Annotated in this window: 22 protein-coding genes; 19 read left to right on the forward strand and 3 right to left on the reverse strand. The window is 63.2% G+C overall.

Annotated elements, in window-relative coordinates:
* Nucleotide 1: 1 nt before the first annotated feature.
* The 11 genes from VN11_RS02570 (at nucleotide 2) to VN11_RS02620 (ending at nucleotide 12,653) form a co-directional block, all read left to right on the forward strand.
* Nucleotides 2-1,402, forward strand: coding sequence for a glycosyltransferase family 4 protein (locus VN11_RS02570; protein ID WP_053451232.1), 1,401 nt, complete (start codon nucleotides 2-4; stop codon nucleotides 1,400-1,402).
* Entirely contained in the window at nucleotides 1,402-2,190 is a 789-nt protein-coding gene (locus tag VN11_RS02575; protein WP_053448702.1) for an ABC transporter permease, read from the forward strand. Before VN11_RS02570 ends, VN11_RS02575 begins: the two co-directional genes overlap by 1 nt.
* A gap of 2 nt (nucleotides 2,191-2,192) precedes the next feature.
* Nucleotides 2,193-2,951: an ABC transporter ATP-binding protein gene (locus VN11_RS02580; protein ID WP_053448703.1), complete on the forward strand. Its 759-nt coding sequence runs from the start codon at nucleotides 2,193-2,195 to the stop codon at nucleotides 2,949-2,951.
* Entirely contained in the window at nucleotides 2,932-5,463 is a 2,532-nt protein-coding gene (locus VN11_RS02585; RefSeq protein WP_187299792.1) for an FkbM family methyltransferase, read from the forward strand. The genes VN11_RS02580 and VN11_RS02585 overlap by 20 nt, the downstream gene beginning before the upstream one ends.
* The gene (locus VN11_RS02590) at nucleotides 5,460-6,092 is read left to right on the forward strand and encodes an acetyltransferase (RefSeq protein ID WP_053448705.1); all 633 of its coding nucleotides are present in this window, start codon (nucleotides 5,460-5,462) and stop codon (nucleotides 6,090-6,092) included. The genes VN11_RS02585 and VN11_RS02590 overlap by 4 nt, the downstream gene beginning before the upstream one ends.
* Before the next feature lie 3 nt (nucleotides 6,093-6,095).
* Nucleotides 6,096-7,220, forward strand: coding sequence for a DegT/DnrJ/EryC1/StrS family aminotransferase (locus VN11_RS02595; RefSeq protein WP_053448706.1), 1,125 nt, complete (start codon nucleotides 6,096-6,098; stop codon nucleotides 7,218-7,220).
* Nucleotides 7,221-7,222: 2 nt separating this feature from the next.
* The gene (locus tag VN11_RS02600; protein WP_053448707.1) at nucleotides 7,223-8,260 is read left to right on the forward strand and encodes a glycosyltransferase family 4 protein; all 1,038 of its coding nucleotides are present in this window, start codon (nucleotides 7,223-7,225) and stop codon (nucleotides 8,258-8,260) included.
* A gap of 32 nt (nucleotides 8,261-8,292) precedes the next feature.
* The gene (locus VN11_RS02605) at nucleotides 8,293-9,294 is read left to right on the forward strand and encodes a glycosyltransferase family 4 protein (RefSeq protein WP_238581845.1); all 1,002 of its coding nucleotides are present in this window, start codon (nucleotides 8,293-8,295) and stop codon (nucleotides 9,292-9,294) included.
* 155 nt (nucleotides 9,295-9,449) lie between these two features.
* On the forward strand, nucleotides 9,450-10,586 hold the full coding sequence (locus VN11_RS02610; RefSeq protein ID WP_238581846.1) for a glycosyltransferase: 1,137 nt from the start codon (nucleotides 9,450-9,452) through the stop codon (nucleotides 10,584-10,586).
* A 43-nt stretch (nucleotides 10,587-10,629) separates the two neighbouring features.
* Nucleotides 10,630-11,664, forward strand: a complete 1,035-nt coding sequence (gmd, locus tag VN11_RS02615) for a GDP-mannose 4,6-dehydratase (RefSeq protein ID WP_053448710.1) — start codon at nucleotides 10,630-10,632, stop codon at nucleotides 11,662-11,664.
* 104 nt (nucleotides 11,665-11,768) lie between these two features.
* A complete protein-coding gene (locus VN11_RS02620) occupies nucleotides 11,769-12,653 on the forward strand; it encodes an NAD-dependent epimerase/dehydratase family protein (protein ID WP_080374864.1) in 885 nt (294 codons plus the stop codon).
* Between the two features lie 105 nt (nucleotides 12,654-12,758).
* Here VN11_RS02620 and VN11_RS02625 read toward each other — a convergent pair whose 3' ends face one another.
* The gene (locus tag VN11_RS02625; RefSeq protein WP_053448711.1) at nucleotides 12,759-13,346 is read right to left on the reverse strand and encodes a hypothetical protein; all 588 of its coding nucleotides are present in this window, start codon (nucleotides 13,344-13,346) and stop codon (nucleotides 12,759-12,761) included.
* Nucleotides 13,347-13,813: 467 nt separating this feature from the next.
* Here VN11_RS02625 and VN11_RS02630 point away from each other — a divergent pair, with 467 nt between their 5' ends.
* From VN11_RS02630 to VN11_RS02665, 8 genes are read left to right on the forward strand one after another with little or no spacing between them, the layout of a single operon-like run.
* Nucleotides 13,814-16,225, forward strand: coding sequence for an ArnT family glycosyltransferase (locus VN11_RS02630; RefSeq protein ID WP_053448712.1), 2,412 nt, complete (start codon nucleotides 13,814-13,816; stop codon nucleotides 16,223-16,225).
* Nucleotides 16,222-17,526 (forward strand): nucleotide sugar dehydrogenase, encoded by a 1,305-nt coding sequence (locus VN11_RS02635; protein ID WP_053448713.1) that lies wholly within the window; start codon nucleotides 16,222-16,224, stop codon nucleotides 17,524-17,526. Before VN11_RS02630 ends, VN11_RS02635 begins: the two co-directional genes overlap by 4 nt.
* A 3-nt stretch (nucleotides 17,527-17,529) precedes the next feature.
* The gene (locus VN11_RS02640) at nucleotides 17,530-18,591 is read left to right on the forward strand and encodes a Gfo/Idh/MocA family protein (protein WP_053448714.1); all 1,062 of its coding nucleotides are present in this window, start codon (nucleotides 17,530-17,532) and stop codon (nucleotides 18,589-18,591) included.
* A 1-nt stretch (nucleotide 18,592) separates the two neighbouring features.
* Nucleotides 18,593-19,162: an acyltransferase gene (locus VN11_RS02645; RefSeq protein ID WP_053448715.1), complete on the forward strand. Its 570-nt coding sequence runs from the start codon at nucleotides 18,593-18,595 to the stop codon at nucleotides 19,160-19,162.
* Nucleotides 19,163-19,207: 45 nt separating this feature from the next.
* A complete protein-coding gene (locus tag VN11_RS02650) occupies nucleotides 19,208-20,317 on the forward strand; it encodes a DegT/DnrJ/EryC1/StrS family aminotransferase (protein ID WP_274511944.1) in 1,110 nt (369 codons plus the stop codon).
* 37 nt (nucleotides 20,318-20,354) lie between these two features.
* Nucleotides 20,355-21,362 (forward strand): glycosyltransferase family 2 protein, encoded by a 1,008-nt coding sequence (locus VN11_RS02655; protein ID WP_053448716.1) that lies wholly within the window; start codon nucleotides 20,355-20,357, stop codon nucleotides 21,360-21,362.
* The gene (locus tag VN11_RS02660) at nucleotides 21,359-22,657 is read left to right on the forward strand and encodes a lipopolysaccharide biosynthesis protein (protein WP_053448717.1); all 1,299 of its coding nucleotides are present in this window, start codon (nucleotides 21,359-21,361) and stop codon (nucleotides 22,655-22,657) included. The genes VN11_RS02655 and VN11_RS02660 overlap by 4 nt, the downstream gene beginning before the upstream one ends.
* A gap of 2 nt (nucleotides 22,658-22,659) precedes the next feature.
* The gene (locus VN11_RS02665; protein ID WP_053448718.1) at nucleotides 22,660-24,690 is read left to right on the forward strand and encodes a hypothetical protein; all 2,031 of its coding nucleotides are present in this window, start codon (nucleotides 22,660-22,662) and stop codon (nucleotides 24,688-24,690) included.
* Nucleotides 24,691-24,726: 36 nt separating this feature from the next.
* Here VN11_RS02665 and VN11_RS22910 read toward each other — a convergent pair whose 3' ends face one another.
* Both VN11_RS22910 and VN11_RS02675 read right to left on the reverse strand, forming a co-directional pair.
* The gene (locus VN11_RS22910) at nucleotides 24,727-25,248 is read right to left on the reverse strand and encodes an acyltransferase (RefSeq protein WP_053448719.1); all 522 of its coding nucleotides are present in this window, start codon (nucleotides 25,246-25,248) and stop codon (nucleotides 24,727-24,729) included.
* A 64-nt stretch (nucleotides 25,249-25,312) separates the two neighbouring features.
* Nucleotides 25,313-26,719 (reverse strand): mannose-1-phosphate guanylyltransferase/mannose-6-phosphate isomerase, encoded by a 1,407-nt coding sequence (locus VN11_RS02675; RefSeq protein WP_053448720.1) that lies wholly within the window; start codon nucleotides 26,717-26,719, stop codon nucleotides 25,313-25,315.
* Nucleotides 26,720-26,728 lie beyond the last annotated feature (9 nt).

Consider the following 26,728-nt stretch of genomic DNA (forward strand, 5'->3'; position numbering starts at 1 on the left):
CATGAGCCAGCCGACATACAGGATTCCCGCCGGCTACCGGTTCGTGCAGTGGGTGATCCGCCAGCAGTGGTTGAGAGCCGTGTACAGGCATGTGCCGTCCCGTCTGCGCGACAAGGTGGCTGGGCATCTGCTGGCCACGTCCAAGGAGGAGCACCATCATCGCTTCGAGGGCGAGGCGCGCTGGGCCGAGAGGCGGCACGCCGTGCCCGATGCGCCAGTGCATTTCTTCGGCGGGATGGACCCGGCGTGGAGCCGCCACGGCTGCAACATCTTCGCGTATCTGCGTGGGCAGTTCGGCCTGGCCGAGTGCGCGCGTCTGTATGCCCGCGCGCTGCTGGGCGCGCGTTATCCGGCTGCGCTGGTGGATGTCGACATCAATCTGCCGCATGGCTGGAACGACCACAGCCTTGACGAGTACATCGGAAACGATGCGCCGCATCGTGTCCATCTGATCTTCGTCAATCCCGACTTCCTTGATGCCGCGATCGAACAGATCGGCAGGGCACGACTGCAGGGTGGCTACATCATCGCCTGCTGGTTCTGGGAGCTGGAGCAGGTTCCTGATTCCTGGCTGCCTGCCATCAACCAGGTTGATGAGATCCTGGTCTCTTCACGTTACGTGGGTGACGCATTCGCCCGTGTCACCAGCAAGCCCATCCTGTGCGTTCCGCTGCCGCTGAGCGAAGTGGGAGACAGTGGACTGCAGCGACAGGACTTCGGAATCGCCGAGAAGGACTTCGTCTTCCTCACCTCGTTCGACTTCAACTCGTTCGTGCACCGCAAGAATCCCTTCGCGACCGTGCGGGCCTTCCAGCAGGCCTTCCCGCGTGATCGGCGTGGCGTGCAGCTGATCATCAAGACCAGCAACGGCTATCGCCGTCCTGAGCGGCTCCAGCTCCTTCTGGAGGCCGTCAAGGATGATCCGCGGATCGTTGTGCGCGACCACGTGCTCGATCGTGCCGATGTGCAGGCGCTCCAGCGCTGTGCTGATGTGTATGTGTCGCTGCACCATGCCGAGGGGTTCGGCCTGGGGCTGGCCGAGTGCATGGCGCAGGGCAAACCGGTGATCGGTACCGGCTGGTCGGGCAACATGGAGTTCATGGATGCCGGGAACAGTGCACTTGTCGGCTACACGCTGGTGCCGGTGCTGGAAGGCGAGTACGCGCACCACGAAGGACAGCGCTGGGCTGCCGCGGACGTGGAGGAGGCGGCGCACTGGATGCGCCGGCTGGCCGACGAGCCGGGGCTGGCCCAGGCGATGGGCGAACGTGCCCGCCAATCGGTGCTGCAGACCCTTTCTCCCGAGCGTGCAGCAGCTGCGCTGATCAACCGTATTGAACAGATCCATCAGCAGCGCGGATTGACCTCCGCTGCGCTGCCCATGCAGGAAGTACAGGACTGATGCACAGCTACTCGTCAACCTTCAAAGATCTCCTTGATGGCATCAGGGGGGCCAAAGTTCCGCTCTACATCGCCAAGGGTGATATCACCGCGCGCTACCGTCGCAGCGTGCTCGGGCCGTTCTGGCAGTCGCTGGCCACCGCGCTGGGCGTGGTTGGCCTTGGCCTGTTGTGGAGCCAGCTCCTCAAGATAGACAAGCAGACGTTCATTCCGACGCTGACGGCGGGCCTGATCATCTGGCAGATGCTGTCGGGCATCCTGATCGAAAGCTGTGGCCTGTTCGTGCGGCAGGCGTCGATCATCCGCAACGTGGTGATGCCCTTGTCCGTGCACCCGTTGAGCGTTGTGATCCGCTATCTGGTCAACTTCGCCCACAGCCTGCTGGTGTTCGTGATCGTAGCGATCGTGATGAAGGTTGATGTCGGCTGGAACACGCTGCTGTTCATCCCGAACCTGGCCCTGGTCGTGGTCAACCTGCTGTGGCTCTCGTTCGTGTTCGGCGTGGCCGGCGCACGCTATCGTGATCTTGAATACGGCGTGGCTTCGATCATGCCGATGCTGTTCCTGGTCAGTCCGGTCATGTATCGCCTGGAATACCTGCCGTTCTCGTCGGTGATCCTCGAGTTCAACCCGTTCACCTACCTGATCGAGGCGTTGCGTGCCCCGATGCTGGGCCATGTCGCCAGCCTGCAGACCTACGCCGTACTCGCCGTCATGGCGATCGTCGGCTGGCTTCTGGCCTTCTGGATGCTGCACAAGGCCAAGCTTCGCCTGCCTTTCTGGATCTGATCATGACCGCCAAGCTCAATTTCGAGAACGTTACCCTCCGTTATCCCATCTACAACTCGCACAGCCTTTCACTGCGCCGGAACCTGGTGGGCATCGCCACCGGCGGCAAGTTGATGGCCGCTTCGGGCCAGGTCACCCAGGTCACGGCGCTGGACAATATTTCCTTCAGCCTGAAGCAGGGGGATGCGGTAGGCATTGTTGGCCACAATGGCGCGGGCAAGAGCACGCTGCTGCGCGCCATGGCCGGCATCTACACTCCGTTGGAGGGGCGCGTCGAGCGGGTCGGGCGGATTGCCACGATGCTGGAAGTTGGCGCGGGCATGGATCCGGAACTGTCCGGCTACGAGAACATCCGTCGCATGGGGATGATGCTGGGACTGTCCTTGAAGGAGGTCAACGAGCGGATCCCCGAGATCGAGGAGTTCACCGACCTCGGTGATTTCCTGCAGTTGGCGGTGCGCACCTACTCTGCGGGCATGGCCATGCGGCTGATGTTCGCGGTGGCCACCTGCACGACGCCCGATATCCTGCTGGTCGATGAGGTGTTTGACGTCGGTGACGAGGCGTTCAAGGATCGCGCCGCCAAGCGCATGCACGATTTCATCAAGTCGTCGCAGATCTTCTGCCTGGCTTCCCACTCGATGGACACCATCGCCAAGTACTGCAATCGTGCGTTCGTGCTCAACCACGGGACCTTGCGCGAAATCCCGATTTCACAGCTCACGTCGGAAGGATATGGCATTGAAAATCAAGCTGGGTAATGCTGTAAGCAGTGCTGCTGACAAGGCTGCGCAGTCGCGCGCGAGCGACGGTTTCCTGGCTCCGGGGGAGGAGCTGGTACTGAGCAGTTCCTCCTACGCGAGCATGGACGCGATCACGATGCGTGGTTTTGCCCTGCCCGAATCTGATGGAATCTGGTCCAGCGGGGCGATCAACACAATTGATGTGCGCCTGCGCGGAGTCGACGCCAGCCGCCGCTATCGAGTGATGATCAATGCCATCGCCTTCGAGGGCAGCGGGCATCGCGCGCTGGTCTCGATGCGAGTCAACGACGGGCCCGCCCACCAGGTATTGGCCAACAGCGTCGGCTGGTCCTCGATCGTGGCCGACTGGGAAGTGCAGGTTGTAGGCAAGATCCCGATGGTCCGTATCGAGTTCCAGGTCGCCAATCCGATGTCGCCTACCGCAATAGGCCTGGGCGAAGACAACCGCCTGCTGGGATTCAAGGTGCGCTCGCTGCAGTTGCTTGATCTGGGCCCGGCCAGCACGGCGGTCGCAGCAACGCCTGTGGTCGTGGAGACAGTTGAAGTTGCCGACGTGCCGCAGGATGCCAATGCGGGTGTCGTCGGGGTCTTCGCCCAGTCACCGACCGAGACCATCCGTGCACTTGCCAAGCGCGGCCCTATTCTGCGCATGCTGTTGCTGGACAAGAATCCCGTGGTTCGCGTGGTGCGCTGGATGCGCCGGGTCAGCCGCAACATGGAGGAGATGCGTCGCCAGCTGGACCTGATCCGAATCGATTCGGCGCGTCAGACGCGTGAGCTTGGCGAACGCGTGGACAACATCGAGATCGACGCCCGTGTGCAGGAGCGCGAACGTCGTCGTGCCGGTTCCAACGTTGATGCGATCATCGAGCAGCTGGAGCTGAATCATGCTCGTCTGCTGGCCATCGAGGAGTCGGCGCAGGAGGTCGGTCGCATGCATGAGCAGCGCCGCGACGAGCACGCTGACAGTCTGGAAAGCATTCTCGCTACCACCGATGGCCTCGGTCGCGACGTGGCGGCGGTGCTGGACACGCTCAATACCACCCTGTCCGAGTCGATGCGGATGCTGCGTGAATTCGAGAGCGTCGACAACAAGCTGGCGGGAATGGATCGCGCCCTGCGACTGGTGCAGATGCAGGGAGAAGAACATGCGCGGCATGCGATTTCCGGCATCCGCGAGCTGCGTGAGCAGCTGCACCTGTCCCTGCAGCAGCAGCAGGTCCGCTCGGAAGAGGCACAGGCCGGCATTGAGTCGAGTCTGCAGGGCATGATCGAGCGGCAGTGGTCGGAGTCAGATGAGCTGCGTCAGCACATGCAGTCCACCTTGCAGCTGCTGGAGAAAAGGCACCAGGTTGAGCGCGAGGAGCTGAAGCAGCAGGTTCAGGAAATCCTGAGCGAAGGCGCGCGCTCGCTTGACGTGCGCAACAATGTCGATGCCGAGGTGTTGCGTCACCACGTGCTGCGCCTGCATGAGCGCCTGGATCATCTGTCGGTGGTCAAGCCGGGTGCGGGGGGCTCGATCGTGGTCGCCGACCGTGCAGTGTCGGAGCAGGCACTGCAATTGATCGCCCTGCTGCATCAGAAGCTGGACAACAGTGCGCTCGAGACCGGCCAGGTACTCGAGCTGCTGGTCGCCATCAGGGATCGGGTTGAGGCCCAGAGGCTGACGCTGTCCAGTGCCGCCGGCCGTTGGGCCGGGGCTGCCCAGCGACGCGTGCTGCGCCGCCATGATGGCTGGCTGATAAACGTCGAGTTCGGCACGTTCTCCTGCAGCGAGAGTGACGACCTGCTGGCGATGTACCTGCTGGAAAGTGGTGACGTCGAGCGCGGTCTGCGGCTGTTCCTGCAGCATGCGCTGAAGCCGGGTGATGTGTTCCTTGATGCCGGTGCCAACATCGGCCTGCATACGGTGGCCGCCGCCCACGTGGTGGGGCCGTCAGGCAGGGTCTACGCCGCCGAGGCGATGCCGCGAACCCTGCAGCACCTGCGTGCCTCGCTGAGGCTGAGTGCGGTTGAGGACCGTGTTGAAGTGCTGCCGGTGGCGTTGGGGTCCTGCGACGAGGATGGGCGTGAGTTCCATATCGGCGCGGTGGCTGGGCACAGCTCTCTGTATCCGATCGACACAGAGGTTGAAGTGCTGCGGGTCGACGTGAGGACGGTGGACGGATTGCTCGGCGGCACCCGGGTGGCACTGGCCAAGATCGACGTCGAGGGTGCCGAACTTGAGGTACTGGCGGGCATGCGTGGACTGCTGGCCGCCAACCCCGACATGGGCGTGATAGCCGAGTACGCCGTTTCGCACCTGGCGCGTGTTGGGACCAGCGAGGCGGAATGGGAGGCGTTCCGTGCCGAGCACGCCTTCGATCTTTACCGGATCGACGATCTGACTGGCGCTTGCGTGCCGCTGGCCGGCTTCTCGGCGCTGCGCGAGCATGCAAGCTCGAACGTCCTGCTGTGCCAGCCGGGGAGCTTGCTGCCCGGCGCTGTTGCTGCTGGAGGCGCTGAATGAGCAGGGTCGCCGTTGTCGGCGCAGGTGGGCACGCCAAGGTGATCATCGATCTGCTGCGTGGCGGTGGTCACGAGGTGGTTGCCTGCCTGGACGCGGGGCGCGTTGGCCAGGTCGTCAATGGCGTCCCGGTCCTGGGGGATGAGCGCGTGCAGTTGCCGCTCCTCAAGGATCAGGGTGTGGATGCGGTCTTCGTCGCCCTGGGGGACAACCGGCTGCGCCGGAAGGTAGCGGCGGCGGTCACCGCAGCCGGCCTGGAAATGATCCCCGCCGTCGGCCGCTCTGCGGTGATCTCTCCCAGTGCCCGCATCGGCCAGGGTTGCGCCATCATGGAAGGGGCAATACTGAATGCGGATGTCGTAGTTCACGATTTTGCTATAATTAATACAAATGCGTCCGTCGACCACGATTGCGTGGTTGGCGCATTCGCCCATGTCGCCCCAGGCAGTACCCTCGCCGGTGGCGTGGAGGTGGGTGCCAGCGTGTTTCTCGGAGCGGGTACTCGAGTGATTCCGGGGATCAAGATCGCGGATGGCGCCACTGTCGGCGCTGGCGGCGTCGTGGTCAGGGATATCGACTCAACCGGAACGTGGGTTGGCGTGCCGGCACGGCAAATCAAGATAAAGGACTGATCAATGTTGGCCTCAAAGCGGATTCCGGTAGCAGTTCCCAGCCTGTCGGGCAACGAAAAGAAGTATGTGGGACAGTGCCTAGATTCAACGTGGATCTCTTCGGCCGGCGAATTCATTGGTCGTTTCGAGCAGAGCTTTGCTGACTTCTGCGGCGTTCGCCATGCGGTAGCGATCAACAACGGCACCACCGCCATTCATCTCGCGCTGGTGGCGTTGGGTATCGGCGAAGGCGACGAAGTGCTGATCCCGACCCTGACCTACATCGCCACGGCCAATGCGGTTGCCTACTGCAACGCCAAGCCGATCCTGGTCGACTCCGAGCCCGGCACCATGAACATGGATCCGGCCAAGCTGGAAGCCCTGATCACGCCGCGTACCAAGGCGATCATCGTGGTGCACCTGTATGGCCATCCGACCAACATGGGGCCGGTCATGGACATCGCCCGCCGCCACAATCTCAAGGTCGTGGAGGACGCGGCAGAAGCACACGGCGCCGAGTACCTGGGCACGCGCGTGGGTGGCATCGGCGATTGCGCCACTTTCAGCTTCTTTGGCAACAAGATCATCACCACCGGTGAAGGTGGCATGGTGACCACCAATGATGATGAGCTGGCGGCCCGCCTGCGCCTGTACCGCGGGCAGGGCATGGACCCGAAGCGCCGCTACTGGTTCCCGGTGGTGGGTTTCAACTACCGCATGACCAATGTTGCTGCAGCGATCGGCGTGGCCCAGATGGAGCGTATCGACGAGGCACTGCAGGTGCGCCAGCGCGTTGCCGGCTGGTATGAGGCTGCTTTTGCGCAGCACGTGGATCTGGTCGAGCGTCCGGCCGTGGCCGAGTACGCGCACCATGTCTACTGGATGTACACCGTGCTGCTGACAGGCCTGAGTGAACAGCAGCGCGATGAAGTCATGCGCCTGATGGATGCCGATGGCATCGAAACGCGCCCGGTGTTCTACCCGATGCATGTGCTGCCGCCTTACCTCGAAGACGGGGCTGCCTACCCGGTCGCCAACGACCAGGCTGCGCGTGGCATCAATCTACCGACGCACGCCGACCTCACTGAAGAGGACGTCGAGCGCGTCGTGGAAGCCCTGGTATCGGCCATCGGCCGCGTGAGCGCCTGACCTTGCGTATTGCCATCTGTTCGTCCTTTGTACCGTTCGTCAATGGTGGAGCGCGCTTCATCGTTGACTGGCTTGGAACCCGTCTGCGCGAACATGGCCACCAGGTGGAGATCATCTACCTGCCGATGGTCGAGTCGCCGACTGAACTGCTGCAGCAGATGGCGGCCTATCGGATGATGGACCTCTCCGATTCGGTTGACCGGGTGATCACCACCCGGCCACCGGCGCACCTGATCCAGCACCCGAAGAAGGTGGCATGGTTCATTCATCATTTCCGCTTGTACTACGACATGTGGGACACGCCCTATCGCGAGTTCCCTGATGACGCCCGCCATCGCGCCCTGCGTGGCGCGCTGGTCAGGGCTGATACCACAGCACTGGCCGAGTCGCACCGGCTGTTCACCAACTCGCAGGTGGTGGCCGATCGTGTGAAGAGATACAACGGCCTGGATGCCGAAGTGCTGTATCCGCCATTGCTGGATGTCTCGCACTTCCGCGACGCGGGCCAGGGCGACGAGATCGTCTACGTCTGCCGGATGGAACGGCATAAGCGGCAGCATCTGCTGCTGGAAGCATTCAAGTACGTGACCACGCCGGTCAAGCTGCGCCTGTGCGGCACCAGCAGTGGCCCGGGCTACACCAATGGCCTGCGTGCCTTCATCGTTGCCGAAGGCCTGCAGAATCGCGTCACCTGCGTTGACCGTTGGATCACCGAGGAAGAGAAGGCGCAGTGGCTGTCCACCGCGCTGGCAGCGGCATACCTGCCGGAAGATGAGGATTCCTACGGCTATCCATCGCTGGAGGCAGCGCAGTCGTCGAAGCCGATCATCACCACCACCGATTCCGGTGGCGTGCTTGAGTTCGTCGAGCATGGTCGCAACGGCATGATCGCCGAGCCGGACCCCCGGGCGCTGGCCGAGGTCATCGATGCGCTGTGGATGGATCGCGAGCATACCCGCCGCATGGGCCAGGCGGCCAAGGTGCGTGTGCAGGAACTGAAGATCAACTGGGACCACGTCCTGGAGCGTTTGCTGTCATGAAGGTCCTGGTCGTCAACAACATGGTACCGGGCATGCGCGGTGGCGCAGAGGAACTGGCCGACCAGCTCGTCGTGAACCTGCGCCAGGCCGGTCATCAATCCGAGCTGTTGCGCATCCCGTTCACCTGGCACCCGCCCGAGCGGATCATCGGCGAGATGCTGATGTGCCGGAGCATGCGCCTGGTCAACGTCGATCGGGTAATCGCGATGAAGTTCCCCGCCTACCTGCTGCCTTTCAAGAACAAGGTGTTCTGGCTGGCACACCAGTACCGCCAGGCCTACGACATGTGGGATTCCGGCCATAGCAACATTCCGGACACCCCCGAGGGACGGCAGATCCGCGCTGCGATCACCGAGGCGGACAACGACGCGTTCTCGATGGCGCAGAGCGTCTATGCCGTGGGTCGCACTGTGCAGGACCGTCTGATGAACTACAACGGCATCCCCTCCGAGTTGATGCGCGCGCCGTTGAACGACCCCGAGCTGTTCACCGGAGGCAAGTACGGTGACTACATCTTCGCCGGCGGCCGCATCAATGCCGGCAAGCGTCAGCACCGTTTGGTCGAAGCTTTGGCCCAGACGCGTTCGCCGGTCAAGTTGATTATCGCCGGGCCAGCCGATACCCCGGAGGACGAACGGCGCCTTCGTGCCCTGGTCGAGAGCCACGGGCTGCAGGGGCGGGTGAAGCTGGACATCGGCTTCCATCCGCGGCAGGTGATCGCCGACTACGTCAATGGTGCGTTGGCCTGCGCCTATCTGCCGATGGCAGAGGATTCCTTCGGCTACGTCACCATGGAGGCCTGCCAGTCGCGAAAGGCGGTGATCACCGTCGACGATTCCGGCGACCTCACCGAGCTGGTCAAGCACGGGGCCAATGGCTGGGTGTGCGCTGACGACACCGGCGAAATCGCTGCGGCCATGACCGAGGCATTCGCCTCCCGTGCACAGACCCGCGAGCGCGGAGACAACGCATACGACAGCTGGACCCGCCTGGATATCAACTGGGCATCGACGGTGGAGAAACTGACGCGATGAAGATCGTCTGGGCCGGCCCCTATTGCGGACAGTCGGCGATCGCCCGTTTCAGTCTCCAGGTGGTCAATGCCCTGCGCGAGCTGGGCCATGAGGTCGCCATCTATCGCACCGAGACCGGCGAAGCAGCGTCCTATCCTGCACTGCCGGATACGACGGTGCTGCCCTCCGGCAGTGCGATGGAAGACGAATGGCTGCGCACGGCCGATCTGGTGTTCGCCAATGTCGGCGATCATTACGGCTTCCACGGTGGCATCTTCGAGCTGGCGCGCAAGCGCCAGTTCATCGGCATCATGCACGACTGGTTCGTGCTGAACCTGTTCTGGGGAATGCTGAGGGTCGAAGGGCGGCAGCAGGACGCGCCGCGCATTATTCAAGGCCTGTATGGTCAGGAGGCGGGCGAGCTGTGTGCCGCCGCTACTTCCGAAACCATCATGCAGGTGGCCGCCACGCATTTCCCCATGACAGAGTGGGCCGTGGCAGACATGCTTGGCTGCATCATCCACTCCGAGTTCTATCGCGCCAAGGTGCAGGCACGCTGCCCGGGCCCGGTGCACAAGCTGTCGTTGGCCTATCCGGCGCCGGACGTGAGGCAGGACCTGCGGTCGGCGGTGGATGATCACAGCCGCCTGCGGCTGTGCACGCTGGGTGTGGTCAATCCGAACAAGTGCGTTGACAAGGTCGTGCGCGCGTTGATGCGTGACCCCGGGCTGGCCGCACGCACCGAGTACCGCGTACTCGGCGGTGTCAGCGAGCAGGAGCGCAAGCGCTTGGAAGGCATCTGCGCCGAGGTCGGCTTCCGCGGGCTGGTGCTTGAGGGTCGGGTCAGCGATGAGCGCCTGCTGGAAGGCATGGCCGAAGCGGACGCGATCTGCTGTCTGCGCGATCCCGCGCTGGAAGGTGCGTCAGCATCGGCCATCGAAGGCATGCAGTCCGGGGTGCCAGTCATCGTGTCGGATGCCGGCTTCTATGCCGACCTTCCGGACGATTATGTGCTGAAGGTACCGCAGGGCGACTGTGAGGACGAACTGCTTGCGCGACTGCAGCTTGTTGATCGCGAACGCAGCGCGGGCCGGGATATGGGAGCCCGTGCCCGTGCCTGGGCACGCGATGAGTTCTCGGCCATTCACTACGCCAAGGGGCTTGACGCGTTGATCCCGGAGTTCATAGAAAGTGAACCCTACATTGCCGCTGCCAGGGCGCTGGGCCGCGAGCTGGGGCGGATGGGGATCCCCGGCAGCAGTCCCTCGGCAGGCAGGCTGGCTGGCATGCTCGACCGCATGTTCAGCCTCTGATACCGCTGCCTATCACGAAGCTCCATTCATTCAGGAAATCAGCATGAAATCTGCAGTCATCACCGGTATCTCTGGCCAGGACGGCGCTTACTTGGCGCAGCTGCTGCTTGAGAAGGGCTACAAGGTCTACGGTACCTACCGCCGTACCAGCTCGGTCAACTTCTGGCGTATCGAAGAGCTTGGCATCGACAAGCATCCGAACCTGCATCTGGTCGAGCATGACCTGCAGGACATCGGCTCCTCGATCCGCCTGTTGAAGGACAGTGAAGCGACCGAGGTCTACAACCTGGCCGCGCAGAGCTTCGTTGGCGTGTCTTTCGATCAGCCGGTGCTGACCGCGCAGATCACTGCGCTGGGCGCGCTGAACCTGCTCGAGGCGATTCGTGCGGTCAATCCGGAGATCCGCTTCTACCAGGCATCGACCTCGGAGATGTTCGGCCTGGTGCAGCAGGTGCCGCAGACCGAGCAGACCCAGTTCTACCCGCGCAGCCCGTACGGCGTCGCAAAGCTCTACGCGCACTGGATCACTGTGAATTACCGCGAGTCCTACGGGATCTTCGGTGCCAGCGGCATCCTGTTCAACCACGAATCGCCGCTGCGTGGCCGCGAGTTCGTGACCCGCAAGATCACCGACTCGGTCGCCAAGATCAAGCTGGGCAAGCTGGACGTGCTGGAGCTGGGCAACCTTGATGCCAAGCGCGATTGGGGCTTTGCCAAGGAGTACGTCGAGGGCATGTGGCGCATGCTGCAGGTCGACGTGCCGGATACCTACGTGCTGGCCACCAATCGCACCGAGACCGTGCGTGACTTCGTCAGCATGGCGTTCAAGGCGATCGGTGTGGACCTGGCCTGGAACGGCAGCGGCCTGGACGAAACCGGTACCTGCAAGGCAACGGGCAAGGTCCTGGTGAAGATCAATCCGAAGTTCCACCGTCCGGCAGAAGTCGATCTGCTGATCGGCAATCCGGAAAAGGCCAAGCGTGAACTGGGCTGGGAGCCGTCGACCACGCTCGAAGAGCTGTGCGAAATGATGGTCAACGCCGACCTGCGCCGCAATGAGGCGGGCGCCTCGTTCTGATCCGCGACACTGCTGGTCTTGTCGTTCGATCGTGGCAGGCAGGCGCCACAGCGCCTGTCGTGCCACGCTCCCTCCACAGCAGTTGAAGGTCCGGGAACACTTGCATGAAGCCCATCGCAGCAATCACTGGAATCGAAGGGTTCACCGGCCCTTACATGGCCGCGGAGCTGGAGCGGCTCGGATACCAGGTGAAGGGGATCAGCCGCAATCCCGTACCAGGGCGAGACAACGAGGTCGCCGACATTCTCGACCCTGATGCGATCGGGGCCGTGATGAAGCGCTTGCAGCCACAAGTGATTGTCCATCTGGCAGGCGTTTCGCATGTTGCCCACCGCGACGTTTCTGCGATCTACCAGGCCAACATCATGGGCACGCGCAACCTGCTGGAAGCGCTGACGGAGCTGGAGGCCGTGCCGAAGAGCGTGCTGCTGCCCAGCAGTGCCCACGTTTATGGTGCCTCCTCCAGTTCTCTGCTGGAGGAGACTTCGCCGATGGCGCCGTTCAACGATTACGCCATCAGCAAGGTGGCCGGTGAGCACGTTGCCAGGCTGTACATGGACCGGTTGCCGATCATGCTGACCCGTCCGTTCAACTATACAGGCGTGGGGCAATCGCCTTCGTTCTTCGTTGCCAAGGTCATCGACCACGCGCGTCGTGGCAGTACCGACATGCGCCTGGGCAACCTGGATGTCGAGCGTGACTTCACCGATGTGCGCGATCTGGTTCGCTGCTACGGCATGCTGATCGAGCAGGGGTGCCGGGGCCAGGTGGTCAACATCTGCAGCGGCGTTCCAACCTCGCTGCGCCGCGTCATCGAAACCGTCAGCGAGATTTCCGGGCTGGAGTTTGCGATTGAAAGCGATTCGGAGCTGATCCGCAGCCATGACGTTGATCGCCTTGCTGGTTCCAATGCCGGCTTCACCGCACTGACCGGGGGGATTGCGTTCCGGCCATTGCGCGAAACCCTGCAGTGGATGCTTGACGCCTGATCCAGCCGCGCATCGGGCCACCGGCAGGCGGCGTTGGGCCCGCAAATGAAAACGCCCCGAAGCAAATGGTGCTGCCGGGGCGTTCTTTTCAGGCGATCAGTACAATTACGGGGTGGCAGCCGCGATCGGTGCGCCCTTGTCGTCGCACAGGCCCTTGCCGTCGGCGCAGCGTGCGAACGGGCCCAGCACCAGGACCGGCTGCTGGAAGTTGTAGCCGAACCAAGCCACGCCTTCCTGCAGCAGCTCGAACCGCACCTTGTGACCGGCAGCGAAGTCACCTGGAACGACCGCAGTTACTTCAGTCTCGGCGTGCGGCTGCACGTCGCCAGTCATGGGAACGCGAGCTTCCTCGCCACGGGCCGGCTCGGCAGTGCCCGGCGCCGGGTCGAGCAGCTGAACCACGCCAACGGTAACCGGGTTGGTGCCCGAAGTCGGCCAGGCAGCAGTGCCCTTGTTGCTGATCTTAAGCTTGACGGTCAGGGTATCGTCAGCGGCGTTGTACGCGGTGCTGCCGACCTGCTCGATGTTGCTTGAGACCTGTTCGTGAGTCAGCTGCGGGTTCTCCTTCACCGCCGCCGCAGGCGCTGCGCCCTCAGCCGCCGCAGGCGCCTGGCTGTCATTCGAGCAGGCCGTCAGCATCAGCGACGAGGCGAGAATCAGGGGCAGCGCAATCTTTGAAATGTTGGTGGTCATGGGGTGCTCTAGGAGCTGGGTTGTCGGGGTCGACCGACCCGCTTCCAGCGGGTTGGCAGGATCTTGGGTGGCTGGGAACAACTGCGGGATAATATCCCGCGGGCGCCCCGAACGCCACGGCCCGGCGGGCCAGGCGGTGGCGCGAAGCCGCGCACGCCCTTGGGCTCCGTCCAGATGCCTTAAACTAGGCCCGGCTGTCGGTTTATCCAGCCAGCACCTGTAAGATTGACCGCTTTCCGGAGGTCGCCAGGACGGCGTGGGTCGTCCTGCTCATCGACCGCCCGGTCCGGGGGTTCCCACAGAACCTCACGGGACCATGACACATGCCGCAATCTGGACGCGGCCCAGCCTTGCTGAACGGAGAAGAGTTACATATGGCGGTATCAGGCAGTTCCCGCGCGGTGGGCGGGGTGGGGGAGGAAAACCGGAATTCCCTGATTTCTCCCTATACGTTGACGGTCCTTTGGGTGTCGCTGGCAAGCGTGCTTGCGATCGCGCTGATTTGCCTGCGCAGGTTCGATGTTCCGCTGCTGCTGCTGCTGGCCACGCTGCTCACGGCGGCAATGCTGGCGGTATTCCGGGTACGCATCCGCTGGTCCCTGCCCAAGCTCGGAATTGGCTTCGTCGCCATCGCCGCGCTGGCGCTGTTCCTGCGATCGGATCTGGATCCGCACCTGAAGGCCGGTCAGGACCAGGGCCTGTACACCAACATGTCAGCACAGCTGCTGCGAGCCAAGGCGCTGGACTACACCGATGAATTCCGCGCCTCGCTGAGCGGCGAGGAGCTGCGGATGTATGACAGCGCGCCGATGGCCGCTGTCGATCTGGTCGATCCGGTGCGCTCGCGCTATGTGGTTGCGTTCTACCCACTGCACCCGGCGTGGATGGCAATGTCCACCTGGGCGTTCGGACAGAATTACCATACGGCATCGCTGCTGCTGTTTGCCGCGCTGGGAATAGCCGGTGGCTACTACCTGGCGCTGCTGCTGTTTGGCAGTCGGCGCGCGGCAGGGCTGGCTGCCGCCTTCCTCGCGTTGAATCCCGCGCTGGTTTTCTTCGCCAAGTTTCCGGTCACCGAGATGGTGGCGTTCGCATTCACGGTCAACGGCTTCCTGTTCTTCGCCAAGGCATGTTTCGAGGTTGCACGGGGCAAGCGCTGGTTGTTCCTGCTGATTGCGGTCCTGTGCTTCAACGGGTTGTTCTATACCCGCATGCAGTTCTTCCTGTACATCCCGTTCATGGGCCTGCTGTTCGCCTATGCGCTGATTGCCATCCGCCAGCCGTGGAGCCGTCGCGTGGTGATGATGGTGTTCCCGGCATCGCTGGTGATCACCTTCCTCCTGAGCATGGCGTTCTACCGCTACTACCAGCCGATCCTCTATGGAGGGATGGTCGAAGGCCACCTGGACAAGCTGAAGAAGCTTGCCGCACTGATGGCCGCTGGCCTGGGGCTGGTCGTACTGGGCCTGCTTGCCTACGTGGTGGCGCGCCGCCCCACCCTGGCCGTGCTGGAACGCCTCAATGACCAGATCCTGCGCTGGTCCGGCAAGGTCACTTGGCTGCTTCCGCTGGCACTGCTGGCCTCGATTCCCAGCGTCGTTGCCCTGTACCAGACCGGCTCGCTGGCGCCATTCCCGTGGACGGTGCCGGTCGGCACTGATCCTTTCCTGGTCCGCTACCACGCCATCTACCGCCTGGCGCAGATGCTGTCGCCGCTGGGCGTAGCGCTGCTGCTGCTGCTGCCGGCGTTCCGGATCGCCTGGTCCGGCGCAGCCAAGTTCGGGCTGCTGTTCCTGGTGCTGGTCTGGGCGGCCGTGCTGACCCAGCCCGCCATCCCGTACCTGTACTACTACGGCCGTTACCTGGCTGGCGACATGCTGCCGTACTCGCTGATCCTCACCGCCGGCGTGATCGCCTACCTGTGGGACGGCCGCTGGCGCCGCCTGGCCATCGCGATTACCGCGTTCCAGTGCTTGTTCTTCCTGGTGTTCTCCATTGCGCAGTACAACCACGACGAAGGCGAAGATCCTCGGTTCTTCGAGCGTATTGCCGAGCTTGTCAGCCCCAATGACATCATCATCGCCTCCGGGCTGGATGATGCGCAGCTGGTCGGCCTGCGGGTCACCTATAACCTGAACGTGTTTTCCATCACCGGCCGTGGCTCTGTTCCACTGCCTTTCGACACCGGTACCTGGCATCGCCTGGAAGCCAACGCGCACCAGAAGGGGGGGCGCCTGTACCTGTTGACCAACCAGCGGCCGAGCGCGCTGCAGGAGCAACTGGTCGAGCGTGTCCCGTTCCGCCAGGGGTACATGAGCAACAGCGAGCACGCTCAGGCCGGGAACATGTTCCAGCCTACATCGCGTTCGCGGTTGCTGCTGCCGTTGCGCTTCAAGCAGGCCGAAGTGGAAATCAATCTGTATCGGATCGATACCAGCACCTTCGACCGTGTCGCCAACGCGAGCTGCACGGACGAGCTCGGCCTGGCCACCGACGGTGCAATCCTGGTCAAGGGCCTGAACGGTTTCAGCAGCCCCGAGACGCATGGCCGCTGGACCGATGGCAAGCGTGCGAGCTACACCTGCACGCTGCCTGAGGGGCATTCGGCCAGCACCGTGGAAATCCAGGCCACCGCCTACCTGCCAAACGGGCGCAAGCAGCGTGTCGGTGTATCGGTCAACGGCGGTGCACCCCAGCAGTTCGAGTTCGCACCGGGTAACGACACCCAGCGGCTGCAGATTCCAGTGGGCAACACCGACAAGCGATCGCTGACGGTGGACTTCGACCTGCCGGACGCCATTTCGCCACAGCAGGCACAAAGCGCGAACGACGCGCGCGTGCTCGGCATCAGCATCAGTGAGATCGAGATCAAAGAATGAACAAGCAACTGATTGAACGCCTGGATTCCAAGACGGCCACGATCGGCATCGTCGGGCTGGGCTACGTGGGCCTGCCGCTGCTGCTGCGCTACAGCGAAGTCGGCTACAAGGTCGTCGGATTCGATATCGATCCGTCCAAGATCGAGATGCTGTCTTCCGGGCGCAGCTACATCGAGCACATCGATTCGGCGGACATCGCCAAGGCGTTCGCCAGTGGCGCCGAAGCGACCACCGACTACGCGCGGGCGAAGGACGTCGATGCCCTGATCATCTGCGTACCGACCCCGCTGACCAAGTTCCGTGAGCCGGATCTGAGCTTCGTGGTCGGTACGGTCGACGCGCTGCTGCCGCACCTGCGCGCCGGCCAGATCATGTCGCTGGAAAGCACCACCTACCCGGGCACCACCGATGAGGAACTCAAGCCCCGCGTAGAGTCGCAGGGCTTCACCATCGGCGAAGACTACTTCCTGGTGTTCTCGCCCGAACGCGAAGATCCGGGCAATCCGAACTTCAGCACGCGCTCGATCCCCAAGGTCTGCGGCGGCGTGACCGCGCCGTGCCTCGATGTCGGCCTGGCGCTGTACGGCCAGGTGATCGACCGCGTGGTTCCGGTCAGTTCGGCGCGTGCCGCGGAAATGACCAAGCTGCTGGAGAACATCCACCGCGCCGTCAACATCGGCCTGGTCAATGAGATGAAGGTGGCCGCCGATCGCATGGGCATCGACATCCATGAGGTCATCCGTGCTGCTGCGACCAAGCCGTTCGGCTTCGTCGCCTACTACCCGGGTCCGGGCCTTGGCGGGCACTGCATCCCGATCGATCCGTTCTACCTGACCTGGAAGGCGCGCGAGTACGGCGTGCATACGCGCTTCATCGAGCTGGCGGGCGAAATCAATTCGTCGATGCCCGACTACGTGATTTCCAAGACTCTGCTGGCGCTGAACCTGCGCCGCAAGGCGATCAACGGCAGCCGCGTGCTGGTGCTGGGTATCGCCTACAAGAAGAACGTGGACGACATGCGTGAGTCGCCGTCGGTGGTATTGATGGAGAAGCTTCGCGATCTCGGTGCGGAAGTGTCCTACAGCGATCCGCATATTCCGGTGTTCCCGAAGATGCGCGAGCACCAGTTCGAGCTGTCCAGCGTGGACATCACCGCCGACACCCTCAGCAGCTACGACTGCGTGCTGCTGGCGACCGACCACGACAAGTTCGACTATGCGCTGATCAAGCAGCACGCGTCGGTGCTGGTGGACTCCCGTGGCCGCTTCCTGGAAAGCGCCGATAACATCGTAAAGGCCTGAATCATGCGCGTATTTACCCCGCCTGTGCTGGACAGGAAGATCCGGTTCGCCCTGGTCGGCTGTGGCCGCATTGCCCAGTCCCACATCAATGCCATGCGCCAGCATGCTGATCGCATCGAGTTGACCGATGTCTGCGACGTCGACCCGGCCGCGCTGCAGAAGGCCGTCGAAGACACCGGCGCCGTTGGCCACCGCAAGCTGAGCGACATGCTGGCCAGCACGACGGCCGACATCGTCGTGCTGACCACCCCCAGCGGCCTGCATCCGGAGCAGGCAGTGGAAATCGCTGCCGCCGGCAAGCATGTGATGACCGAAAAGCCGATGGCTACCCGCCTGCAGGACGGCGTGCGGATGGTCAAGGCGTGCGACGAAGCCGGCGTGCGCCTGTTCGTGGTGAAGCAGAACCGCCGTAATGCCACGCTGCAGCTGCTCAAGCGGGCGATGGAGAAGCGCCGCTTCGGCCGCCTCTACATGATCAACATCAACGTGTTCTGGACCCGTCCGCAGTCGTACTACGACAGTGCATCGTGGCGCGGGACGTGGGAGTTCGATGGCGGCGCCTTCATGAACCAGGCCAGCCACTACGTGGACCTGCTGGAATGGCTGGGCGGGCCGCTGGAAAGCGTGCAGGCCTATACCGCAACCCTTGCCCGCAACATCGAGGTCGAGGATTCCGGCGTAATCGGCCTGCGCTGGCGCTCCGGTGCGCTGGGTTCGGTCAACGTGACCATGCTGACCTACCCGCAGAACCTGGAGGGCAGCATCACCATCATCGGTGAGAAGGGCACCGTTCGCATCGGCGGCGTGGCGGTGAACGAGATCCAGCAGTGGCAGTTCGCCGAATCCGATCCGGACGACGAAGCCGTGGCCAGCGCCAGCTACGAAACCACCTCGGTCTACGGCTTTGGCCATCCGCTGTACTACGACAACGTGATCCAGGTGCTGCGCGGCGAAGCCGAGCCGGAGACCGACGGCCGCGAAGGGCTGAAGTCGCTGGAAGTCCTGATTGCTGCCTACATGTCCGCGCGCGATGGCAAGCGGGTCGCACTGCCACTGGAGTACTGACATGGCCCTGTTCATCCATCCAACCGCGATCGTTGATGAGGGTGCGCGCATCGGCGATGGCAGCCGCGTCTGGCATTGGGCGCATGTGTCCGCTGGCGCGCAGATCGGCAACGACTGCTCGTTCGGCCAGAACGTGTACGTCGGTAACGACGTGGTGATCGGCAACAACGTCAAGATCCAGAACAACGTGTCGGTCTATGACGCGGTGCGGCTGGAGGATGACGTGTTCTGTGGCCCCAGCATGGTCTTCACCAACGTCTACAACCCCCGCTCGGCGGTCAACCGCAAGGCCGAGTACCGGCAGACCCTGGTGCGCCGGGGAGCCACGCTCGGCGCCAACTGCACGATCGTCTGTGGCGTTACCGTGGGCGAGCACGCCTTCGTCGGTGCCGGAGCGGTGGTCAACCGCGATGTTGCGCCGTTCGCCCTGATGGTCGGGGTTCCGGCTCGCCGGGCGGGCTGGATGTGCCTGTGCGGCGAGCGGCTGCCAGGGACCGGAACGGTGACGTGCGCGCACTGCGACCGCCGTTACCTGGTCGACGATGCGTCCTGCGCGTTGCTCGATGCCTGAGCGTAAGTGCGCGGCTGCCTGAGCCTGCCTTTTTCTAGGAGTGACATGGAAATTCAGTTTATCGACCTGGCCGCGCAGTACCGCGCCCTGAAACAGGATGTGGACGCGCGCATCGCCAAGGTGCTCGAGCACGGGCGCTATATCATGGGGCCCGAGGTTCGCGAGATGGAGCAGGCGCTGGAAGCCCGCACCGGTGCGCCGCACTGCATCTCGGTTGCTTCGGGCACTGAAGCCCTGCTGATCGCGCTGATGGCGATCGGCGTCAGCGCAGGCGATGAGGTCATCACCACCTCGTTCACCTTCGTGGCAACCGCTGAAGTGATTGCCCTGCTCGGCGCGGTTCCGGTGTTCGTCGATGTCGAGCCGGACACCTGCAACATCGATGCGAACCTGATCGAGGCGGCCATCACCCCGCGTACCAAGGCCATCATCCCGGTGTCGCTGTACGGCCAGGTTGCGGACATGGATGCGATCAACGCGATCGCCGCCCGTCATCCCGGCATCACCGTGATCGAGGATGCGGCGCAGAGTTTCGGTGCGACCTACCGCGGCAAGGCAAGCTGCAACGTGTCGCGCATCGCGTGCACCAGCTTCTTCCCCAGCAAGCCGCTGGGCTGCTACGGCGACGGCGGTGCGATCTTCACTGACGACGCCGCGCTGGCAAAGGCGATGGCCGAGATCCGTGTGCATGGCCAGGAGCGCCGCTACTACCACACCCGCGTGGGCGTGGGTGGGCGCATGGATACCCTGCAGTGCGCGATCGTGCTGGCCAAGCTCGGCCGGTTCGACTTCGAATGCGAGCGCCGCCAGCACGTGGCTGGACGCTACCTGCAGGCGTTGGCTGGCCTGCAGGGCTGCGAGTTGCCGAGCCTGCGCGAAGGCAACAGTTCGGTCTGGGGGCAGTTCACCGTGCAGGTCGATGATCGCGCCAAGGTGGTTGAGCGCCTCACTGCGGCGAACGTGCCGACCGCTGTGCACTACCCGGTGCCCCTGCATCAGCAGCCTGCGTACCGCGACCGCTGCCGCATCGCGTCCTCTCTGGCGAACTCCGAGCGGGTGGCGCAGCGCGTCATGAGCCTGCCGATGTCCGCCGACCTCGATGAGACGCAACAGGATTACATCATCGAGCAGCTGCGCGCGGCCCTCCGCGACTGATCCCGACCATCGCTCCACTTTCTTGCGAGACCCGCGTATGTACCAGAACAACCGTATCAGTGTCGTGGTGCCGGCACACAACGAAGAGACGCAGATCAAGCGCGTCATCGACACCATGCCTGACTATGTCGACTACATCGTCATCGTCAACGACACCAGTACGGACCGCACTTCCGACGTGGTCCGCGCCACGCCGGAATACGCCAGCGGGCGCGTCGTGCTGATCGAGCACGAAGTGAACCAGGGCGTCGGCGGGGCAATCGCAACCGGCTACAAGTGGAGCCGCGACAACGGTATCGACGTGTCGGTGGTGATGGCGGGCGACGGCCAGATGAATCCGCTCGACATGCCGGCCATTCTCGCGCCGGTGATCAACGATGTGGCCGACTACTCCAAGGGTAATCGCCTGGTGACTGGCGAAGCCTTCAAGCGCATCCCGAAGATCCGCTTCTTCGGCAACTCGGCCCTGTCCCTGCTGACCAAGATCGCATCCGGCTACTGGGGCGTTGCCGATTCGCAGACAGGTTATACGGCGATCAACGCCAAGGCGCTGGCTGCGATCGACTGGGACCACATGTACAAGCGCTATGGCCAGCCGAACGATCTGCTGGTGCGGCTGAACATCGCCGAGATGCGCGTGGTCGACGTGCCGGTCGAGCCGGTCTACAACGTCGGCGAAAAATCCGGTATCCGCGTGCGCAAGGTGCTCTTCAGCATCGGCTGGCTGATCGTGCGCCTGTTCTTCTACCGGTTGAAGGAAAAGTACATCATCCGCGACTTCCATCCGCTGGTGTTCTTCTATGCCTTCGGCGGTGCGACTGCGCTGGTTGGCCTGCTGTTCCTGGTGCGTACCATCCTGCTGTGGTTCACGCAGGGCAGCATGCCGGAGATGTCGTTCCTGGTGACGCTGTTCTCCTTCAGCATCTCCTTCAATGCCATCGGCTTTGCGTTCTGGTTCGATTACCAGGCCAACCGCCATCTGAATCCGCCCATCACCCATCGTGACGTGACCCATCGCCAGGCGCCGGATCCGATCGACCCGTGAGCATCTCGCCGTCCGCCCTGTTGAAGACCCTCGCGAGCAATCTGTCCTGGACGGCCGCGAGTCTGGTGATCCTGGCCGTCAGCGGGATCGCCATCAACCTGATGATCGCCGGCTTCCGCAGCGCCAGCGATCTGGGTGTTTTCAACCAGGCGTACGCGGTGTACGTCGTCGCATCGCAGTTGACCGTGTTCGGTATCCACAACTCGATCATGCGCAACGCCGCCCATTACAGCGGTGATGCCGAGGAAGGGCGCAGCCTGGCCGGTAGCGGGCTGCTGCTTTCGGCGCTTGCCGGCGTAGTCGGCGCCGCGCTGCTGGTGCTGGCTGCACCGGCCCTGGGCAAGTGGTTCGACAGCCCGGACACTGCCCTGGGCGTGCGCAACGTGGCGTATGGGCTGCTGCTGTTCCCGTTGAGCAAGACCCTGCTGGGCCTGCTCAACGGCCTGCAGTTGATGAAGGCCTTCGCTGTCCTGCAATCGCTGCGCTATCTGGTCGTGATGGCCTGGGTGGCGGTGGTCTCGATGACTTCGGCCAGTATCGACAAGGTGTTGTACTGCTTCCTCGTCGCCGAGGTCGTCACCACCGTAGCCGCGCTGGGCTATCTGTGGTCGCGCCGGATGCTGCAGGGCATGCGCGTGCGGCGGGTATGGATCGGGCGCCACGCCAGCTTCGGTGCCAGGAGCCTGTTGTCCAATACGTTCGTCGAGCTCAACTCTCGCGTGGACGTCATCCTGATCGGCTTCTTCCTGACCGACCGCGCGGCTGGCATCTACAGCTTCGGCGCGATCCTGATCGATGGGCTCTACCAGGTCTGGCACCTGATCCGGGTCAACCTGAACCCGATCCTGGTGAACGCCAGCCGCGACCGTGACTGGTCGACCTGTCGCATGCTGCTCAACAAGGCTCTACGCTACCTGTATCCGTTGGCGGTTCTGCTGGCCTTGGGCGTGGTGTTCGCGTACTGGTTCACCATCACCTACGTGATGAGCGGCAAGGGGCTGGAAGAGGGCATGTTGCCGCTGATCATCCTGCTCCTCGGGCTGACTTCGGTGGCGCCGTTCATTCCCTTCGACCAGCTGCCGCTGCTGGGCGGCTCCCCGGGGCTGCAGACCCTGCAGCAGCTGTCGGTGGTGATCGTCAATGCAATCCTGAATGTTATATTCATTCCGTGGTTGGGGATCGAGGGTGCTGCGCTTGGAACCGCACTGAGCTACGTCTTCGGCGTGCTCGTGTTGATGTTGATGGTGCGGCGCCTGTACTCCTGGAATCTAATTACAAATCGTATCGAGGCATAATCATGTGCGGAATTTTCGGTCTGGTGCTCCGCAAGGATGCCGCTTTCTCCCACTCCAGACTGCAGTCGACGCTTTCTGAACTTTTCAAGCTGTCCGAGACGCGCGGCAAGGAATCATCGGGCATCCATGCCTATGTTCCCGACCAGCGCGCATCGTGGGGGCTGAAGTCGGCTGATCGCGCGACCGACCTGATGAAGTCGCCGGAGTACGCGTCGATCATGCAGGCGCTGGCCGCTGCCTTCGAGGCTGAGAAGGTCGGTGCGTCGCTGGCCGTGATCGCACATTCGCGCCTGGTCACCAACGGTACCTCGGCGCTGCCACAGAACAACCAGCCGGTCAGCCGTGAAGGCGTGACGCTGATCCACAACGGTATCGTCGTCAACGTGGATGAGCTGTGGGCGTCCCACTCGGAGCTGCAGCGCCACGCCGAAGTTGACACCGAGTTCATGGGCGCGTTCCTCGCCCAGCATGGCGGTGCCTCCACACCGGCCAAGGCCACTGCCGATGTTTTCGCCCTGCTCAAGGGCGCTGCGTCGATCGCCTGGGTGCATGGACAGACCGATCGCCTGGTGCTGGCAACCAACACCGGCGACCTGTATTTCCATCTGGACGAACGCCAGGGCGTGCTGGTGTTTGCCTCCGAGCAGTACATCCTGGACAACGTGGTCAAGCACATCCATGGAGAAGCAGCGGTTCCCGCTGTACGTTGGCTGGAACCGCAGACCGCGCTGGGTGTGGGCATCAACAACCTCGGCACAGCCGCCTTCCGTCTCGACGAGGCCACCGCGGCCGCGGCCGATGCTGGCGTGCAGGTGTACCCAACCCCGGTGAGCGCCCACCAGGCCGCTCCGGCCCGCCCCGCAACGCCGGTGCTGGCCGTTGGCAGTGCGGACTTCTCGCTGCTGCGCTACAACGAAGACAATCTGAAGAAGCTGCGTCGCTGCAGCCGCTGCATCCTGCCGGAGACCTTCCCGTTCATCGCCTTCGATGGCGAAGGCGTGTGCAATTACTGCCGCTCCTACAAGCCGCGCTATGCGGGCATGCATCCGGTCAAGACCAAGCACGATTTCATCGAGTCGCTGGCCGGTTACCGCCGCGGCAATGGTCGTCCGGACGTGCTGGTACCCTTCAGCGGCGGCCGTGACAGCAGCTATGGCCTGCACCTGATCAAGCACGAGTTCGGCCTGAACCCGATCACCTTCACCTACGACTGGGGCATGGTGACCGACCTGGCCCGTCGTAATGTGGCGCGCATGTGCGGCCAGCTGGGAGTGCAGAACATCCTGGTCTCGGCGGACATCAAGCAGAAGCGCGAGAATGTCCGCAAGAACGTGGCGGCGTGGCTGAAGAAGCCCGATCTGGGCATGGTCCCGCTGTTCATGGCTGGCGACAAGCACTTCTTCCGCATCGTCAACCAGCTCAAGCGGCAGACCGGAATTTCGCTGGACCTGTGGAGCGCCAATCCGCTGGAGAACACCGATTTCAAGTCGGGCTTCTGCGGTGTCAGCCCGGACTTCGACAAGAGCCGCGTCGATTATCTGTCGATGAGCCGCAAGCTGCACCTGGCGGCCTACTACGGCAGTCGCTTCCTGACCAATCCTGGCTACATCAATACGTCGTTGCTGGACACGATGGGCGCTTTCCTCGCCTACTACGTTGAACCACGCCGCGACTTCTACTTCATCTTCGACCACATGATCTGGGAAGAGAACGAAGTCAACGACGTGCTGCTCAACCAGTATGACTGGGAGCTGGCACCGGACACGGACAGTACCTGGCGCATCGGCGACGGCACCGCGCCGTTCTACAACTACATCTACATGACCGCGCGTGGATTCTCGGAGTTCGACACGTTCCGCAGCAATCAGATCCGCGAAGGGATGATGACCCGCGAGGAGGCGATCTCGGCGGTGTACACCGAGAATCGCCCGCGTCCGCAGTCGATCAAGTGGTACCTCGATACCATCGGCATCGATTTCGACAGCGCGATCCGCCGCATCAACGAAATGGATGTAATGGGCCTGCACCGCTGAGAACCAGCAGGTGCAGCGAAACGGTCGGCTACCGCATCAGTTGCGGTAGCCGATCACGCGGGCCGGATTGCCAACCACCACGGCCCAGTCTTCGACGTCCTTGGTGACCACGCAGCATGCGCCGATCACCGCACCGGTGCCAATCCGGTTGACCGAGGGCAGGATCACGGCACGCGCGCCAAGCCAGGCATCGTCGCCGATGGTCAGGCCGGTGAAATCCACCGGTTGCTCCTTCTTGAGCGCTCGTGTCTTGATCCGATGGCCATGGGTGGCAATGAATACGCCTTCGGAGATCCAGACGTCATTGCCGATCTTCAATCCGCCGGAGTAGTCCAGCTCGCAGTCGTGCTCAACGCCTACGTTGCGGCCCATGCTGAAGTGCGCATGCCGGGTGCTGTGCGGAGACACCAGCATGGCCCGATAGGAAACGTACGAATTGGCGCCGATATCGAAGAAGCGGCGCAGCACGAACATCTTGCATTGCACCAGCCCCGGTGCGTCGAACAGGAAGGAACCCAGCAGGTGCTGGACGAAGCGTCGTAGATATTCCTTCAGCATTGCATATCTCCCAATACAGGTCTGTTGATCATCGACCGGGGCCGGTTTCCAGGCAGGACCGCGCTCAGTTGGCGCGGCCGTACTGGTCTTCGAAGCGAACGATGTCGTCTTCGCCAAGATAGCTGCCCGACTGCACTTCGATCAGCTCCAGCGGCAGCTTGCCTGGGTTTTTCAGGCGATGGGTAACGCCCAGCGGAATGTAGGTGCTCTGGTTCTCCGTCAACAGGATCACATCGTCGCCGCGGGTGACTTCGGCGGTGCCGCTCACCACGATCCAGTGTTCGGCGCGATGATGGTGCATCTGCAGGCTCAGCGTCGCGCCGGGCTTGACGGTGATGCGCTTGACCTGGAAGCGGGCACCGTTGTCGATCGAATCGTACGCGCCCCAGGGACGGTAGACCTTGCGGTGCGCAGCTGCTTCGCTGCGGCCGTCGCGCTTGATCTGGCCAACGATCGCCTTGACGTCCTGCACGCGGTCCTTGTGGCCGACGAACACGGCATCGTCCGTTTCCACTACAACCACGTCCTCCAGGCCGACCATTGCGATCAGGCGGTTGCCATAGGCATAGCTGTTGCGGCAATCCAGGGCGATGACGTCGCCGTGGCAGGCATTGCCATCGGCATCCTTGTCGGACACGTCCCACAGCGCGGACCACGAGCCGACGTCGTTCCAGCCGGCATCCAGGGCGACCACGGCGGCATCGCCGGTCTTTTCCATCACCGCGTAGTCGATCGAATCGCTTGGGCTGGCGGCGAACGCGTCGGCGTCCAGGCGCACGAAGTCGCTGTCGCTGGCTGCCTTGGCCAGGGCCTCGCGGCATGCGGCCAGGATCGCCGGCTGCAGCTTCTCCAGCTCCTGCAGGTAGCGTGACGCCTTGAACAGGAACATGCCGCTGTTCCAGAAATACTCGCCCGAGGCCACGTAACCTTCGGCGGTGGCCAGGTCCGGCTTCTCCACGAAACGTTCGACACCACGCGCGCCTTCGCCGGCGGCGGCCTTGATATAGCCATAGCCGGTTTCCGGCGCCGTCGGCACGATGCCGAAGGTGACCAGCTTGCCGGCGTCGGCAGCCACCGCGGCCTGGGCCACAGCGGCATGGAAGGCTTTCTCGTTGCGGACCACGTGGTCCGAGGGCAGGACCAGCAGCAAAGCGTCATCGTTGCCAGCCAGGACCTGCAGGGCGGCGATGGCGATGGCCGGCGCGGTGTTGCGGCCAACCGGCTCCAGGATCAGCGCCTGCGGCTGGACATTGCATTCGCGCAGCTGTTCGGCCGCCATGAAGCGGTGTTCCTGGTTGGCAACCACGATCGGCGCTTTGCCCGCAATCGCGGCGACGCGCTTCCAGGTCGCCTGCAGCATGGTGTCGTCGCCGACCAGCGGCAGGAACTGCTTGGGATAGGCTTCGCGCGACAGCGGCCACAGCCGCGTGCCGGAACCACCGGAGAGAATGACGGGGACGATGGGGAGCATGGAGTCCTT

It is taken from the genome of Stenotrophomonas maltophilia, from assembly GCF_001274595.1.
In the GTDB taxonomy this organism is placed as follows: Bacteria; Pseudomonadota; Gammaproteobacteria; order Xanthomonadales; family Xanthomonadaceae; genus Stenotrophomonas; species Stenotrophomonas forensis.